The organism is Sphingobacterium athyrii (genome assembly GCF_003071065.1).
Classification (GTDB): domain Bacteria; phylum Bacteroidota; class Bacteroidia; order Sphingobacteriales; family Sphingobacteriaceae; genus Sphingobacterium; species Sphingobacterium athyrii.
The window spans coordinates 22,986-40,749 of record NZ_QCXX01000012.1; the positions used below are offsets into that span (position 1 = coordinate 22,986).

Annotated in this window: 14 protein-coding genes; 10 read left to right on the forward strand and 4 right to left on the reverse strand. The window is 42.6% G+C overall.

The window, feature by feature from the left end:
- Positions 1-115 precede the first annotated feature (115 nt).
- The 5 genes from DCO56_RS28265 to DCO56_RS28285 all read left to right on the forward strand — a co-directional run bounded on the left by DCO56_RS28265 (position 116) and on the right by DCO56_RS28285 (position 9,339).
- Positions 116-592, forward strand: coding sequence for a hypothetical protein (locus tag DCO56_RS28265; protein WP_108637024.1), 477 nt, complete (start codon positions 116-118; stop codon positions 590-592).
- Positions 593-1,229: 637 nt separating this feature from the next.
- A complete protein-coding gene (locus DCO56_RS28270) occupies positions 1,230-4,355 on the forward strand; it encodes a SusC/RagA family TonB-linked outer membrane protein (RefSeq protein WP_108637025.1) in 3,126 nt (1,041 codons plus the stop codon).
- Positions 4,356-4,373: 18 nt separating this feature from the next.
- A complete protein-coding gene (locus DCO56_RS28275; protein ID WP_108637026.1) occupies positions 4,374-6,329 on the forward strand; it encodes a RagB/SusD family nutrient uptake outer membrane protein in 1,956 nt (651 codons plus the stop codon).
- A gap of 37 nt (positions 6,330-6,366) precedes the next feature.
- On the forward strand, positions 6,367-7,638 hold the full coding sequence (locus DCO56_RS28280) for a DUF4959 domain-containing protein (protein ID WP_108637027.1): 1,272 nt from the start codon (positions 6,367-6,369) through the stop codon (positions 7,636-7,638).
- A 24-nt stretch (positions 7,639-7,662) separates the two neighbouring features.
- Entirely contained in the window at positions 7,663-9,339 is a 1,677-nt protein-coding gene (locus DCO56_RS28285; RefSeq protein WP_219929472.1) for a DUF4998 domain-containing protein, read from the forward strand.
- 173 nt (positions 9,340-9,512) lie between these two features.
- Here DCO56_RS28285 and DCO56_RS28290 read toward each other — a convergent pair whose 3' ends face one another.
- The 4 genes from DCO56_RS28290 to DCO56_RS28305 all read right to left on the reverse strand — a co-directional run bounded on the left by DCO56_RS28290 (position 9,513) and on the right by DCO56_RS28305 (position 12,429).
- Complete coding sequence (locus DCO56_RS28290) at positions 9,513-10,325, reverse strand: M48 family metallopeptidase (RefSeq protein WP_108637028.1); 813 nt, start codon at positions 10,323-10,325, stop codon at positions 9,513-9,515.
- Positions 10,326-10,368: 43 nt separating this feature from the next.
- Positions 10,369-11,019 carry a glycerol-3-phosphate 1-O-acyltransferase PlsY gene (gene plsY / locus DCO56_RS28295; RefSeq protein WP_108637029.1) on the reverse strand — a complete coding sequence of 217 codons (651 nt, stop codon included), beginning with the start codon at positions 11,017-11,019 and terminating at the stop codon, positions 10,369-10,371.
- Positions 11,020-11,035: 16 nt separating this feature from the next.
- The gene (gene nadC, locus DCO56_RS28300; protein WP_108637030.1) at positions 11,036-11,893 is read right to left on the reverse strand and encodes a carboxylating nicotinate-nucleotide diphosphorylase; all 858 of its coding nucleotides are present in this window, start codon (positions 11,891-11,893) and stop codon (positions 11,036-11,038) included.
- A gap of 77 nt (positions 11,894-11,970) precedes the next feature.
- Positions 11,971-12,429, reverse strand: a complete 459-nt coding sequence (locus DCO56_RS28305) for a DUF4783 domain-containing protein (RefSeq protein WP_108637031.1) — start codon at positions 12,427-12,429, stop codon at positions 11,971-11,973.
- A gap of 174 nt (positions 12,430-12,603) precedes the next feature.
- Here DCO56_RS28305 and gpmI point away from each other — a divergent pair, with 174 nt between their 5' ends.
- The 5 genes from gpmI (at position 12,604) to DCO56_RS28325 (ending at position 17,738) form a co-directional block, all read left to right on the forward strand.
- Complete coding sequence (gpmI, locus tag DCO56_RS28310; RefSeq protein WP_108637032.1) at positions 12,604-14,136, forward strand: 2,3-bisphosphoglycerate-independent phosphoglycerate mutase; 1,533 nt, start codon at positions 12,604-12,606, stop codon at positions 14,134-14,136.
- Positions 14,117-14,707, forward strand: coding sequence for a hypothetical protein (locus tag DCO56_RS28315; RefSeq protein WP_108637033.1), 591 nt, complete (start codon positions 14,117-14,119; stop codon positions 14,705-14,707). Before gpmI ends, DCO56_RS28315 begins: the two co-directional genes overlap by 20 nt.
- Before the next feature lie 156 nt (positions 14,708-14,863).
- Positions 14,864-15,178 carry a hypothetical protein gene (locus tag DCO56_RS29680; RefSeq protein WP_146191161.1) on the forward strand — a complete coding sequence of 105 codons (315 nt, stop codon included), beginning with the start codon at positions 14,864-14,866 and terminating at the stop codon, positions 15,176-15,178.
- 12 nt (positions 15,179-15,190) lie between these two features.
- The gene (locus DCO56_RS28320; protein ID WP_108637034.1) at positions 15,191-15,457 is read left to right on the forward strand and encodes a hypothetical protein; all 267 of its coding nucleotides are present in this window, start codon (positions 15,191-15,193) and stop codon (positions 15,455-15,457) included.
- Positions 15,441-17,738, forward strand: a complete 2,298-nt coding sequence (locus DCO56_RS28325; protein WP_108637035.1) for a TonB-dependent receptor — start codon at positions 15,441-15,443, stop codon at positions 17,736-17,738. The genes DCO56_RS28320 and DCO56_RS28325 overlap by 17 nt, the downstream gene beginning before the upstream one ends.
- Positions 17,739-17,764: the final 26 nt, after the last annotated feature.

Sequence of the window (17,764 nt, forward strand, 5' to 3'; positions counted from 1 at the left end):
GATTTGTATTAAAACAGTAAACTATTGTCCCTGCGAACTAGTTTTCTAATAAAAATCTGTTTTAAAAAATGGATAACTTTTTAGAAATTCGCACACCTTTATAATTCTCTTTTTCATGGAAGTCGGTATTCAAAATTCTTCTTTTCACGAACCCGCTGACATTAAACTGTCTCCAGCAGGGCTCGCTTTCTTAGCTTCAGCAGCTAAATGGGCCAATTTTTTGGCTATTGTCTGTTTTATTTTTATCGGAATATCGGCCATCACCATGATTAGCCTGATCTTTGGCGCGAGTGCTTTATCCCTCGGTCAGGGCGAATATGTCTCGGCCGGTACAATATCCACCTTCGGGGTGCTCTATCTCCTGTTCCTGGCTTTCTCCTGCCTCCCAATTTATTATTTGTATAATTTCGGATCCAAAGCACGAAAAGCAATAGAAAACCGCGATAGCATTCAGCTTGAACTCTGCCTCGATGCCCTAAAAAAACATTATAAATTCATCGGAATCATCGTCATTATCACGATCGCATTTAATTTTCTGGGCCTTATTCTCGGCATCGTCATGGGTATCTCTGATGCGATAGCTGCCGTATAGATCAGAGACAGACTAGCAACGGAATAGTTCCACTATTCCGTTGTCTATCAATGGCCTCTCCTTTCTTATCCTATTTACATCAATCCTAACGATACGATCAGAGAAACAAATTGTTTTCGACATGTTTTTTTAGAAACTCCCCTCCTCTAATCAAGCAATTATTGGTCAGACCAAAAAGAACAACCAACAAATAATTAAACTGCAAAAAACTAAACTGCTAACAACAAAAATATTTTCTATTTATTTTATTTTTTCCAAACAAAATCTGATTTAAATCGTTATAGCAATAGTGAAAGGAAAAATAAGATCGACAGTTCTTAAGCTTTCAGTTTGAAAATAACCAATTTGTATAACCCAAAACCTAACCTTTATGCAAAAAATAGAGAATTATTTACCATTGTAACCTGCTTTAGCTAATTAGGGAGCTTGCTAAAACAGACAGTCTGGGCTGTACCGAACCCCTGAATAAAGAAGAAGTAACCAAATTATTTAAAACACCACTTAACCATTTTTATTTTTTATGGCAACTCCTGTCTTGGGGGCCCCTTGTCTTTAAAAAGGAAGAATTGATCAGCACATCACGCATCTTCTTCCTAGCGTAAATCAACCAATTTATTTATCTAATTACCTAACAATTATGCAAAAACGAAAAGAAAAACTGTTTCTTTTCCTATTGCTCTTTACCTTACCAATGCTGTCTTTTGCTCAAAAGCAGCTTACCGGTATTGTGAAAGATGCGTCAAATGGAGAGAAAATTGAAGGTGTTACCATCCTCAAAAACAAAGTTCCGGTAACAAAATCCAATACGAATGGAGAGTTTCAACTTTCTGGTATTGTGGGCGACAGCCTAGTCTTTAAGTTTGTTGGAAAGAAAGATGAAACTCGTGTCATCGGTCCACAGAACATTATCGAAGTATTAATGTATGATGATGGAAAGAGTCTTGATGAAGTCACCGTCGTCGCCTTCGGAACACAGAAGAAAGCAACGGTAGTCGGTGCCATTACAACGGTGAAAGCCTCGGATTTAAAAATTCCGGCAACCAACCTCACCAGTGCCTTCGCAGGGCGCATACCCGGTGTGATTTCCTTTCAGAATTCAGGCGAACCGGGCGCAGATAATGCCCAGTTCTTTGTCCGTGGGGTAACAACTTTCGGCTATCAGGCTTCTCCCTTGATACTGATTGACGGCTTTGAATCGACTACAGACAATCTCGCCCGAATGCAGCCAGATGATATAGAAAGCTTTTCAATATTAAAAGACGCCTCAGCAACCGTACTCTATGGAGCCCGTGGCGCTAATGGTATTATCATGGTCACCACCAAAGCGGGAAGAGAAGGTCCTGTAGGATTGAATGCCCGTGTAGATGTCAATACCGCATCACCTACCCGAATGATTAAAATGGTTGATGGTATTGAATACATGAAACTCTATAATGAGGCGCGCATGACCCGAGATCCCATTCTTGGTCCTTATTACTCTCAGCAGAAAATACAGTCGACAATAGATAATGAAAATCCCATGATCTTCCCTAACATCGACTGGTACAACACCCTACTCAAAAACTATACTGTCAATACAAAGGCCAATGTCAATCTTAGCGGTGGTGGACAAGTGGCCACATATTATGTATCAGGTGGTTTTGATAAGGAGTCTGGATTGCTTAAAGTAGATGATCGAAATAATTTCAATAACAACATCAATATCAACCGTTTTTTCATCCGGTCAAATGTGATCTTCAAATTGACAAAAACCACCACCTTAGATACTCGGATCCAAGGTCGGTTTGAACGTTATAACGGTCCTTTCAGATCGGCAAGCGATATCTTCCGGATGGTAATGAACAGTAATCCCGTTGATTTTCCGGCGGTGTTTTCTCCTGATGCCAAAAACGAATTTACTCAACACACGTTATTTGGAAATACTTTTGTAACAGGATCACTCAAAAACAATCCCTATGCGGAAATGGTAAGGGGCTATGAGGACCGTAATGAAAATACCATCACGGCGCAGGCTACGCTGATGCAGGACCTGGCATTTTTGACTCCAGGTCTAAAACTCCAAGGTCGAGCTTCGGTAACAACATGGAGCAAATATGCCGGCACCAGAAGCTATGATCCTTTTTATTACGATCTGGAAAATTACAACCAGATTACTGGCGAATACAGTCTCTATGCACTCAACCCCACAACAGGTCGAGCTACGTTGGGCGATGTCGATCCCAAAAGGGATGCCAGCTCCAATTATTATTTCGAAGCCCGGCTTAACTGGAACCGTAGTTTTGGTCATCACAACTTAGGCGCCATGACCGTAGGTATGATTGAGGAAAAATTACTAACATCCGGCAATAGCAACTCCATTTACGAAACCTTACCCGAACGTAATATGGGGAACTCAGGGCGTCTGACCTATGATTTCGACAATAAATACTTCGCGGAATTTGCTTATGGTTTAAATGGTTCGGAAAAATTCATGGGGCAAAAACGTTTCGGTTTCTTCCCTTCTTTGGGTGGAGGCTGGATGGTCTCGAGCGAACACTTTTTTGAATCACTTAAATCTGTCGTCAGTACATTAAAACTACGTGGTACCTGGGGACGTGTCGGAAACGACGCCATTGCCGAGCGGAAAGATCGTTTCTTTTACCTATCGGATATTTCAAGGGGTGGTAATGCCATGTATCGTTGGGGAACCGATTTTATGAATGCTTATAATGGATTTAATGTAAACCGCTACGCTAATCCAGATATCACCTGGGAAGAGTCTGAAAAATGGAATGTTGGTATAGAAGCCAATTTCTTTAATGAGTCACTCAAATTGCAAGGTGACTTTTTTAAAGATGTACGGAGCAAAATTTACATGCGACGGGAAAACTTCCCTGCATCTGCCGGTTTGGAGGCGGCAATCAGTGGTAATGTGGGTAAAGTCAGTTCGCAGGGATTTGATGGTTCGCTGACCTATCAAAAATTCTTCGGATCGGATCTCTGGCTTTCGGCCCGGGCCAATTTCACCTATGCAACCAACAAATATCTTGCACTGGACGAGAAAAATTATGCAGATTCCTATCTAAAGAAACTAGGACACAATTTGAGGCAAGAATGGGGGCTACTTGCCGAGAGACTATTTGTCGATCAGTATGAAATAGATAATTCACCCAAACAGGATTTCGGTGAATACATGGCAGGTGATATCAAATACAAGGATATCAATGGTGACGGAATTATCAATGATAACGACAGGATCCCAATGGGATACCCTACTGTTCCGGAGATCCAATACGGTTTCGGTATGTCTGCGGGTTATAAAGCTTTTGATTTTTCCTTTTTCTTTCAGGGGAATAAAAATGTCTCTTTCTTTATTAACTCCACGGCTGAATCCAACCCAAGTACCGGATCTTATGGAATAGCTCCGTTTGCTTTCCGTAGAAATGCATTGGCTATTATCGCCGAAGACTACTGGAGCGAAACTAGCCCAAATACCCATGCATTCTGGCCTCGTTTGTCTACTGATCCCATTAATAATAATACACAACAATCTTCCTGGTGGCTGCGCGATGGTTCCTTTATCCGTCTCAAATCGCTTGAAATCGGTTATAGCCCGCGAAATTTAGAACGCTTTGGCTTTGGCAAAGGCAGCCGGATCTATATCAGTGGCGAAAATCTGGCTGTATTCAGCCCATTCAAACTCTGGGATCCGGAATCGGGACGAAATGGACTCGGCTATCCGCCAAACCGACGGTTTAATGTTGGTATTCAATTATCATTTTAACGCATAACGGACTTACACATGAAAACAATAAAATATATCGCAATTGCAACAGCATTCTTTTTGGGGTCTTGCTCCAAGTACCTCGATGTGGTACCTGACAATACCCTAAAATTAGAAGATATATTCAACATCAAAGTTGAAGCATACAACGCACTGGCAAAAGTATACAGCTACCTGCCCAATGATGATCAGACACATGTCACGTCCTGGTCGCTGGGAGACGAATGGCTTGGCCGGCTAGATCTAAATACGAATACAGGCAACCTACGGGCAATCCGTATTATGCGGGGATTACAATCACAGACCTCACCTCAATTGGGTCTTTGGTCTGGTACTGAAGGTGGCAAACCGCTCTATCAGGGCATACGCCAATGTGAGGTCTTTCTGGCAAATATTGACAAAGTTCGTGATATGACCGAAGGGGAGAAAGCGGAATGGAAGGCCCAAGTCAAATTTCTGAAGGGCTATTTTGCTTTTTTACTGATTCAGCGCTATGGACCTATTGTCCTACCTACCGGCCTAGCATCACCTACATCCACACCAGAGGAATTGTTTTTGAGTCGTTCCAAAGTGGAAGACTGCTTTAATTATGTACTCAACTTAATGAATGAGGCTATTCCGAATCTGACCGAACGTGTATCGTCCAACAACCTTGGACAGATCGACCAAGTGGCAGCCAAAGCAATCAAAGCTAGGGTGCTTGTGTTCAGAGCAAGTCCATTTTTCAATGGTAACCGCGAATACTTTGGTGATTTTATGGACAGTGATGGCCAGCCTTTTTTTCCACAAGCCGAAGATAAAGAGAAATGGAAAGCAGCTATTGATGCGCTTAACGAATCGATTACGTTGTGCGAAGCAAATGGACTGGGACTCTATCATTTTGCCAAGGAGCCTTTTATTTACGACCGTCCCGCGTTCACGGCCAATCCCGAAAGAATGCAAACATTGTATGACCTACGCATGCTTATTGTAGATCCATGGAATAAAGAACTAGTTTGGGGAAATTCAAACCTCAATTACTATGACCAAGGTGAATTGGCTCATTCCTCCAATATCCGCTTGCCTGAAGGCTATGGTGATGGGGTCGTGAACGAACCCTCTTATTCTTGGCAATGGATGGGTGCCACCTATCAAATGGCTGAACGTTACTACACCGAAAATGGATTACCCATTGATGAGGATCTGACCTATGATTTCAGCAACAAATATGAAATCATAAAGACACCAGCATCCAGTGAAAGCAGCTATACGCAATGGAACGGCTATATGCAGCCCAATACCGAAACCATCAAATTATATATGAACAGAGAACCTCGGTTTTACGCCAACTTAGGCATTACAGCTGGCTATTGGCGGTCACATACCGTCCGCATAAATACCATGTTTTATGGAAATTCACATGGCGGCTACAATTCATCGCAGCATACCACTGATTTTTTTGCCACTGGTATTGGCACACAAAAAATGGTGCACCCAGAGTCACAGTCCGGTGCTTGGCAGCGTACGATTAAATTCCCCTATCCCATTATCCGAATGGCAGACCTGTATCTGATGAAAGCGGAAGCGCTAAATGAATATTCAGGCCCCTCACAGGAGGTATATACGCTCTTGGATCGTATTCGCGAGCGCGCTGGAATCCCCTCTGTGGAAAAAGCCTGGTCTGATGCATCACTCGCCAAGACTGTCAACAAACATCGCTCGAAAGAGGGACTTCGGGACATTATTCTGCAGGAGCGCAGTATTGAGTTTGCATTTGAAGGCATCCATTTCTGGGACATGATGCGCCACAAACGGGCAACATCCGCATTCTCAATGCCAATATGGGGATGGAACCATACAGGTACCTCGGGAACCTCGTTCTTTGTCCTTGATGTAAAACAGGAAAGACGATTCACCATTCGGGACTGCCTATGGCCGATTGATCTCAACGAGATGAATACAAATGGTAAACTTATTCAAAATCCGGGCTGGTAATGCTAAATTTTTATTGTAACAATTAATTAAGACAAACATGATCAAATTAAATCTCCCATATATCGCATTCAGTTTCCTTTTGCTTTTCTTTGCCTGTAAAGAGACTGAACGATTTTCTCCGGCTGCGGACGATGGTACGCCGCCCGGAAAGATAGAACTGCGCAAGTATACCCCTTTATACGGTGGAGCACGCTTTTTTTATAATATACCAAAAGATGAAGATCTCATCAGCATCGAAGCCGTTTATACCAACCCCAAAGGGAAGTCTTTCACCTTTTCGGCATCTTATTTTGTGGATTCCCTGGATGTGTATGGGCTGCCCAGCACCGATGAATACACCATAAAACTGTATGCCGTAGACCGTACCGGTAACAGGTCAGAACCGCTGGATGTAAAAGTACAGTCGCTGGAACCTGCATTTACCCGGGTGGCCAGTTCCATACAGGTAAAACCAGGCTTCAGTTCCTTCTTCCTGGACTGGGAAAATGAGCTCAAACAGGATGTCAATGTTTATGTCGACTTTACTTTTAATCAAAATGGTACGCCTCGCAGTCTGACCTCGGTCTTTTCGTCCAATCTACCGACCGACCGCAGGTTTATCAACGACCTGGTGCTCCCGTCGACAGAAAAAGTAAGTGTGAAAGTTCGTGTCGAAGACAGCTATGGAAATACCACGGCAACAATAGACAAAGGGAATATATCCCTCCTCGAAGATACGAAAATACCGAAAAAAGACTGGGTATTACCTAAAACGGCTGATCTCATTGGTGGTGTCCCGATGGCATTCGGTGACGGGTTGGAAGGGCGCTCACGCTATGTGATAGACGATATCATAGACCGTGGTGACAACCTCAACTTCATGCATACGCACGGACGGGGACGAACCGGAAAAACGGCTGATGGCAATATGCCGTGGAACTTTATCATCGACCTGGGTGCCCATTATGAACTGAGCCGCATTATTACCGTACAACGGCATTCTGGAGGATTAGCCAATATCTCCAGAGGTCAGTATTATCGGAGCGAAAATGTCGGAAGATACAAAATGTATATCTGGGACGACGCTAGACAGGATTGGGAGCTGGTATCGGAGCACTTCATTCCTGTGCCGTTCGGGCTCAGCGAACTAGAATATGTGAAAAAAGGCGAAGCCGGTGACATGGCCTATATGTATCCCGACAATCCAAAGTATACAAAGAAGACAAGATGGTTCAGGTATGAAGCAGTAAAGGGTTTTACATCTGACTATACCTTAGATGATGCGAACTGTCTTTCCGAAATCACGCTCTACGGACGCAAAAGCAATTAAATAGGAACAATAAAGACATAAAGTATGAAAACAAAAAATAAGTTCAGAAAAATAGCTGGGTTTTTAGTTGTCTTGACGTTAATGGCTTTTAGCTTTTCCTGCAAGAAAATGTACGATAATATAAAACCCTACGCGGAGGAAACTGTGTATCCGCAACGCTACGATACCATCACTGCCAAAATCGGCTATGAACGGGTCGAAATTGATCTGATAAAGGCAGGACGGATTCCCTCGAATCAGATCCGGATGGGAAAATCCAAAAAAACGATTGTTGAATATGACAATCAGAAAATCATCATTGATTCATTGGTTTCCTGGTTAAATATCAAAGAACTCAAGCAGTCTAAATTATACCGTTTCAAAGTCTATACCATAGACGAATTTGAGAATAAGTCGGTGCCACAGCAAATTGCTGTGATTCCATTTACCGAAAGTGATATAAAAAACCTGGTCATCGCCTCACCGCGGATTATGACCTCGCCAAATGCGATAGTCATCGACTGGACAAGTTCGCTGTCATCAATCTTATTGACTTATAAAAGCCTTTCTTTTGAATACAAAGATAAAACCGGAAAAGTAATTACAGGAACCCGAGGGGCCTCACCGCGTATATTTGCGGCAAACCTCAATCCCGGATCAACGGTGTCGATGAAACTATCCTATAATGTGATTCCGAAAGTCGGCGGACAGGAAATAGTAGACTCCATCACCTATACTCAGACGCTCGATATTACCTTGCCTACCGGAGAGACGACCTTCAATCCAACAGAAAGGGATGTCCTGGTCACAAACGGAATCACAACCTTCAATGCGAATGTTGCGGCGGCGGTTAAGAAATTGACTTTTCCAATCCACACCAATAGCTTACAGGATTTATTCTATTTTTCCAATGTAACAGAATTGGACCTGACCGGTGGTGACTTATTTAATGTTAAAACGCTTGACTACAACAGAAATGGCGTGGTCAAAACGATAGGCGGTGGCAAGTTTCAGCCATTCATACGCCACGTATCTGCGATATCAGATGCTAATGCCCAAGCGATGTTGGATCTCCTGGACCTAGGGACAATCAAAAAAATTAAATATATCCCCAATTCGTTAGGAATAGATGAGCTACTGAAACGCTATGATGGCAAAAACATTGTCGAATGGGTGACACCTCCGGATGAAAGTTTGATTCCGATGAATTTCTTCCTAGACGGAAAGATTCAGGACAATAACTGGGCAACGGATATTGTCAATCCGGCGGTGGACGCTCCTGCAGGAACAGATATTGTGAATCCGATGAAAATAACACTAAAGGCCGCGAGTTCTTCTTTTGTATTTACGCTTCCTAAGGAATATCGGTTTAATATCGCTACCTATAAGTATCTCAAATTTAAGGTCTATGCACCCGACAAATCTAAGTTTACAGGTAATTACAGCGCTTTTCAAAAATTGTGGCCAAGATTTATGAACTACATGTGGGCTTTTTCCGGTGAAAGTACTTTTGGTCAGGAATACTGGGATATGGACAGAAATGCCAACCAAATTCTGGATGGCGACCTAACAAAATGGAAGGATATAACCATTGATCTGTCTTCGGCAAAAGACAAACACAACAGGGTCATCGTGATTAACATTGGTGGTGAACCCGGAGGGACATTCAGTCCACCGGCAGATATCGTTTATTACTTTTCTAATTTTAGGTTTTCAAAATAACCCAAAGAAATGGTCTCTCAAAAAAGGTTTAGTGTCGAATAACCAAAAATAAACGATAAGAGGGATTCTAAAAAAATGAATAAAAACGGGAGTGTCCAAAAAGATTGGACACTCCCGTTTTTTATTATTCGATATCAAGCGTATAGACTATGCTTGTAATCTTAGTTACATCTCTACTTTTTGTAATACCGCATTGCATTTGGAATCTGTTTTTCAATATCCGCAATACGACGGGCATCACTCGGGTGGGTGCTCAAAAATTCAGGTTGCCCTTTTTGACTGCCCGATGCCATACGCTTCCAAAATCCAATGGCTTCATTCGGATCGTAACCGGCCAATGCCATAATAATCAGACCTGCTTGATCGGCAGAAGACTCATCACTTCGTGAGAATTTCAACTGTGCCAAGCTGCCACCCAAGCCATATAGGTTGTTAAAAATACCTAGTGAACTGCTACCCGTCATCCCCGCTGCTGATCCCAAGATCTGACCGCCCATTTGTAAAGCCATCTGGTTGGATGCCTGAGCCACGGAATGCTCTTCAATCGCATGGGCAATTTCATGCCCCATGACTGTCGCCATACCTGCTTCCGTACGCGTTACCTGTAATATTCCTGTATAAACGGCAACTTTACCGCCCGGCATACACCAAGCATTCACATCGTCGCTCTTCACCAAGTTAAATTCCCAGTTGAAATTATATTTATTGGCTATACCCTTGCTTTGCAGATATTGGTTGACCGCTGTTGCCAATCGGTTACCCACACGTTTCACCATCGCCGCATCGGCTGTACCGGTAATCACCTTTGCACTATTTTTCGATAAAAAATCTTTATAAGCTAATGCTGCCTGCTGATTCACCTGGTCAGCACTGACCAATTTCAAATATTTCTTTCCAGTAACCGCTGAAGTTGCACAACCTGACATCCCCGATGCTAGCGCAACACAGGCCAAAACCATAGCCGAATACTTAAATATGCCTTTCATAATATTCTATTAAAATCCGTTTTACAGGATACAATTATTGTGCCTATTCTTTTTCTTTCGATTTTTTCTTGAACAGATAAATCTTGGATTCATGTCCCTTTAGCAGACGCTCAATATTCTTTTGATGGGTAATTAACAAGAGTATACAGATCGCGATACCATAAAGTAATACTGAAGGAATCGTGGTCTTAAAAATAAATGCCAAACTAAACGGAAAGGCAAATCCGGCAGATATCGAACTTAAAGACACATAATGGGTGGTCAATAGGATAATGATAAATACGGACACACAGACCAAAGCCGCAGGTGTATGTATTGCAAGGATCATCCCGCACAATGTTGCCACCCCTTTTCCTCCCCGAAAGCCTGCAAACACTGGAAATAGGTGCCCGATCACAGCAATCACCCCCAGTGCCAACTGAAAATTAACGAACTGAACATCACTGGTATTCTGCCCCAGCTCAATCAGGTAAGCAAGATTTGTCGCCGTCCACCCCTTAAATATATCCACAAACATCACGATGGAACCTGCACGCGGCCCTAATACGCGAAAGGTGTTAGTCGCTCCAGCATTACCACTCCCATACTCACGCACATCTACGCCATAAAATGCCTGACCCAACCAAACTGCTGTAGGTATAGAACCAAACAAATAAGCTAGTAATACTGCAATTACTAAATAAATCGATATCATTAAATTAAATCAGTTCTTATAATAATTTGGCCTTCAAACTAAGATCCAAACTCTTGACACTGTGTGTCAAAGCGCCCACCGAGATATAGTCTACTCCAGCCTCTGCATAGGCCCGAATGGTTTCAAATGTTATTCCTCCAGAGGCTTCTGTCTTAAATCGATGACCGATAATTTTAACAGCTTCGGCCACATCCACAGGTGAAAAATTATCCAACATGATTCGGTCCACTTCGCCAAAGTTAAGAACTTCGTCAAGTTCCGCAAAATTTCGGACCTCAATTTCTATTTCTATCGGTTTATTTAATTTCTTTCGATAGTCGTTTGCACGTGTCAATGCAGGTACAATTCCGCCACTATAATCCACATGGTTGTCCTTGATCAGGATCATGTCGAATAAACCAAAACGGTGATTGGTGCCCCCGCCAATTTTGACTGCTTCCTTTTCCAATACACGGAGTAAAGGTGTCGTCTTACGGGTATCCAATACTTGGGTACCTGTACCTTTCAACAGGTCTACATATTTTCGGGTTGTCGTCGCAATGCCACTCATACGTTGCATCACATTCAACACCAAACGCTCTGCCAACAAAATACTCCGAATATTCCCGCGCACAAAAAAGGCTATATCACCAACTTTTACCTGGCTCCCATCTTGAATAAACACGTCACAGGCTAAGGTCTCATCGATGTAGCTGATGATCGCCTGAGCAACTTCAACACCCGCCAAAACGCCATCGTCTTTCACGATCAGTTTCGCTTCGCCCTGCGCTCCTGCCGCAATCGTGGATAATGAGGTATGATCGCCATCCCCAACATCCTCCGCGACTGATTGTTTTACAAATTGCGCCAAATAGTCCTTGATTTCCTTCTCCATAAATACAATTTATTGGGCTAAGATGTGGAATAATTTTTTAATCGGAAAATAGAATGATAAAAAAAATAGTGTCTGGCTTAACTTTTATCGACCCGAAGTTCCTCGATGGACTGATTATTGGATCCAGCTCCGATCTTAATAAATACGCGGTAGTTTGCCTGTTCGGTAGCCAGTGAAAAGGTGTAGTATTGATAACCATTATTCGCATTGCTGGCCTGGGTCAGTTTGACTGTTTTGGGTTTATGTTGATTAAAAAATGTAGCTAGCATAATCTCGGACTGGTACTTGGTATACACCCCGTTTTCACCCAAAATGGACAAGGTTAGATTGGATCCAAAATATTTAGCTATATTCTTTGCGTTCCCCTCCCTTAAATAGGTTTTAAGTTCTTCGGAAATACTTCCCAAAGACAACTCCTCGACCTGTAAAGCAGGCTGCGCTAAGTCATTAAAATCTTTCGAATTATGCCCTGAGGCGTCAGTGTGTATAAAAAGACTATAGACAAATATAAATACGCAATAGCTAAAAAGTTTCATATAGCTCAGAATAAAATAGAACAGTTTCCACAATAGATGTATCAATTATTAGGTAGCATAGTTTACACCGAACATAAACTATGCCACAAACCTATAAAATTATTAGATATAAACAAGGGAAGATTTTAAAGATGCATTGATAGATTCTAAAATTAAGGTTATCTTTGTTATACGATGAATAAGAAAAAAGTTGCACTCATGATCCTAGACGGACTAGGGTACGGAAAACATGATAAATCAAATGCAGTTGAAGCTGCAAATACCCCATTTTTAGATCATTTATTGGACACATACCCAAATTCAAGTCTGGAAGCTTCCGGTGAAGCCGTGGGCCTTCCCGACGGACAGATGGGAAATTCAGAGGTCGGTCACATGAATCTTGGCGCCGGAAGAATTGTCTACCAGGAACTAGGACGTATCCACAAGGCCGTAAATGACGGCGTATTCAATACAGATATCGTTATCCAGGACGCATTTAAATACGCGCTTGAAAACAATAAAAAAGTACACTTTATCGGTTTGCTTTCCGATGGTGGCGTGCATGCGCATACCAAACACCTGAAAGGTCTTTGTGACGCCGCAAAACATGCCGGACTAAACAGTGACCAGGTATTTATCCACGCATTCCTTGACGGTCGTGATACAGACCCCAATTCCGGGATCGGCTATGTCAAAGATCTACAAGAATATCTAAATACAACCTCAGGCACCTTCGCTTCTGCCATCGGTAGATATTATGCGATGGACCGTGATAACAGATGGGAACGCGTTAAGCTGGCTTACGACCTATTGGTGAAAGCCGAAGGCGAAAAATCCAATGACTTGGTTGCCTCCATCCAAAAATCTTACGATGCCGGTGTAACCGACGAGTTCGTTAAACCCATCTCATTGGTGAATACAGATGGTACCGCAGTAGCAACAATCCAGGACGGTGACGTGGTCTTCTGTTACAATTTCAGAACAGACCGTGGTCGTGAAATCACGATTGCACTAACACAAAAAGCGTTCCCTGAGTATGATCTGGTGCCATTAAACCTGTATTATGTCACCATGACTGCCTATGATGAAACGTTCCAAAACGTACGCGTTGTCTTCCAAAAAGATAACCTGACCAATACACTTGGTGAAGTTTTGGAAGCTAACAAGAAAACACAGACCCGTATCGCTGAAACAGAAAAATATCCACACGTGACATTCTTCTTCTCCGGTGGCCGTGAACAACAATTCGAAGGTGAAAACCGTCTTTTGGTACCTTCACCGAAAGTAGCCACTTACGACCTCCAACCTGAAATGTCTGCCAGCGGAATCACCGAAGCCATCGTCAATGATATGGAAACCCTTCAGCCTGACTTTATCTGCCTTAACTTTGCCAATCCGGACATGGTAGGCCATACCGGCGTATTTGAGGCTGTTGTAAAAGCAGTAGAAACGGTGGATCAATGCACAAAAACAGTGGTGGAAACTGGATTGAAAAATGGTTATTCATTTATCATCCTGGCTGACCACGGCAATTCAGAATTTATGGTCAATGAGGATGGCTCACCAAATACAGCACATACAACGAATTTGGTTCCATGCATCTTGATAGATGATCATTACAAAAAAATAGCAGATGGTAAATTGGGAGATATCGCTCCAACCGTCCTTAAACTTTTGGGCGTAGATATCCCTCTTGAAATGACAGGAAATGTATTGGTATCAGAATAAGAATCTATATAAAAAATTAAGCAGCGCACTTCCACTACTGGTGGGAAGTGCGCTGCTTTTTTGGAGCTGTAGCTCCCCCTCGGGTCAACAGAAAGCTAAAAAGACGACGGATATCTTTTCAGTAGACTCTTTCTTCAGTGCCGAAGCGCAACGCCTGCAGCAGCTCAATCCTTCGGTATTAAAATCTGTCAATAAAGACGGCGAAAAAGAACAACGTGAAATTAAAATCGCAAACTGGAAAAATGAACTTTCAGCTTTTCAGTCGGCAGATATCAGTAAAAACTTCGATCCTGCCCTCTATGATGTCAAAGCTGTAGATTGTGTGACAGAGTTTACCGCTAAAAAGGAAGAATTGCAGATACAAAAACTCAGGATCGAATTTGATCGCAACAACGAAAAGGTCAAACATATCCATATCGATAAAAAGATTGCAAACTCCCTGTACGATAGCAATGAAAAGCTGGATTACTATAGCGACTCCTTGTATAGCATCGTAAAATTACAGGATGTACAAGGTCTCGATGCAAATCAATATGAGATTATAGGAAAGTTTGTACAATCCAAAAAATAAACTACTAAAAAATGTCTTTATGTGAATCCATAAGGACATTTTTTTTATTTCCCCTTCCAATACAAACAAATAAATGCAACATCATTGCTTTATTTATTTTTTTACCTATATTTGCCCATTATATGTCTACAAAGACGACAGTTTAGAAAAAACAAGGTGCGCGGTATTCCATTGAACAAATTAGTAGCGTTTACGCTTTTAATGACCTTTTTAATCGGTCAGTTCATTGTCTATACCCATTCCCATAAGCCGTCGGTATTAAGTATCGTGGACTGCAATTCGAAAAAACATCATGCAGATCATCCCAAATGCTCCATCTGCGACCAAAATTCACATCCGCAACTACTCTTTAGTTTCATCCAAAGCGAATTTTTGCTTCCCGAACGGGAAATAGTATTTGGTCTTTTTGTACCCGGCGACCAGATGGTCAGGGCATTGCTATCGGGCAATCGCGGTCCCCCCATGTGTTGATTTTGATCCAATATGCAACAATGGCTGTTTTTATCAAAAGCGGCTGTATGCGATGATATATCGGCTTTCCCTGTTCCCAGTTTTAGCGATCAGTGCTGCCGTTTTCATCATGAATTTTCTTCATATTCAACAATCAAAGTGATTCATCTGATGGATCCTTCGAACCCAATGGCGATTTTCACAACAGATGAAGTTCAGCTTTTAAATTCGATGGAATCATCGGGATGGTTTCCATCTACTCATGGCATAAAAATATTTACAGATGAAACTCAAAATTAAAGACGGCATACTCATGCTTGTCTGCTATTTCCTGCTATTTTCTGCTACTGCTGCAACCATATCTGGTCGAGTGACAGATTCAAAAACAAATCAACCGATCGCCGGAGCGACGATCTCGCTGCTCCAGCTGCGCTCGAGCACCTCTTCTGACCAACAGGGACGTTATGCTTTCAAATCACTTCCTTCGAGTGGACGTTATCTCGTCGAAGTACGTTTTATTGGTTACCAATCGCTGATCAAAACGATAGCGCTGACATCGGAAGATGTGACTGTCGATTTTGCATTGAATGAAAGTATTATCGAAACAAATGAAGTCGTGGTTACAGGTACGCTTGTCACTTCACAAAGCCGCCGAAACAGCACCTCTGTCTCCGTTGTCTCCAAAGACGAACTGCAGGGTGGTGCGACAAACCTAATCGACGCACTTGCACGTCAGGTACCCGGATTAAGCCAGATTACAACGGGACAGGGAATTTCCAAACCCGTCATCCGCGGTCTTGGCTATAACCGCGTTGTCACCGTCAATGATGGTGTAAAACAAATGGGCCAACAATGGGGAGACGAACATGGCATCGAGATTGACCAGAACCAACCGGACCGTGTAGAGGTCCTGCGGGGAGCAGCTTCGCTGATGTACGGATCGGATGCCATCGGTGGTGTCATCAATATCCTTGAACCCAGTGTGCCCACTGCCGGTCAGATAAAAGGTGAATTACTTTCGAGCTACTCGACCAACAATGGTCTGACCAATAATTCATTGATGCTTACAGGTAATGAAAATGGCTTTGTATGGCGCGGGCGTGGATCTTATCAAAATGCTCATGCCTACAATACACCAGAAGGACGCTATATCAATAGCGGTTTTAATAATACGAATTTCAGCGGAATGCTGGGTTTGAACAAACAATGGGGATATTCACACCTCAACTTCTCTTACCTCAAAAATAACATCGGTTTTTACGATGCCGACCCCGGAGATCCTTTATACAATAATTCCAAAAGCCGGACATTGGATTTCCCAAAACAGGACATCCGTCATTATAAGCTTGCCCTCAACAATAATTTTGTGATCGGTTCGGGAAATTTAAAACTGGATCTGGGCTACCAAAAAAATCAACGTCGCGAACTGGAGTCGGCAACTCCTTCCCTCTTTTTCGATTTAAATACTTATTCTTTGGATGCTAAATATTACCTGGCGGAACGAAACGGTTGGCAGCATGTTGTTGGTATCAGCGCCAGTCAGGAACATAGCACCAATAAGGGCGTTGAATTTTTGATCCCGGCTTATGACCAGATCGAACTGGGGGCATTTGGTTATGCCAAGAAAAGCTGGGGCGAGAATACCTTTAATATGGGATTACGGTACGATTTCGTCCATACCAAAGGTAAACAGCTCCTTGTCGATAATGAGGAACAATTTCCGGGATTTAAAAACAGGTTCAGCAATATTAGCGGCGCGCTGGGGTATACGCATAGTTTCAGTGAAGATTTCAACTTTAAAGCCAATGCAGGATCAGCTTTCAGAGCACCTAACCCAGCGGAACTTGGTTCCAATGGTGTACACGAAGGGACATCCCGCTATGAAATCGGAAATGAAAACCTAAAGGCAGAACGTAGTTTCCAGGCAGATGCCACCCTCGAATTTGGACATAGCATCGTCACGGGCAGCATCGGCATCTACGAAAATTATATCCATAATTTTATTTATGCTTCGGCTAAAAAAGGAGATACCAAAACCATCGTTGATGAAGATAATAACGAACAGACCTACGATGTCTATCGCTATGGCCAGGTCAATGCCAATCTCTTTGGCTTTGAAGGGAGTTTAAACTTCCATCCGCTCAACTGGGTTCACCTGGACAACACGTTTACCTATACACATGCGCAAAACAAGACTTTTGACCGGCCATTGGCATTGATCCCTGCAGGTGTTTTACATAACACGCTACGTCTCGAACCTAAGATCAATGGCCTACATGCTTTCTATGTATCGGTAGGTTTAGACAATTATTTTAAACAGAATCGCATTGACGAAACCTTTGAAACGGCCACAGATTCGTATTCACTGATCAACGCTGGAATAGGTACGACCTTACACGTAGGAAAACAACAAGTGAAGGTATATGCAGTGGCATCCAATCTAACCAACAAACGCTATTACGATGCCTTGAGCAGATTACGCCCGGGAAGATTATCGCAGGACGATCCGAGCTATGGGGTTTACAATATGGGAAGGAATATGACCTTCGGCGTCTACCTCCCACTCAGCATAAAAAATTAAAAAAAACATAAAAAAGCAGGGATCCA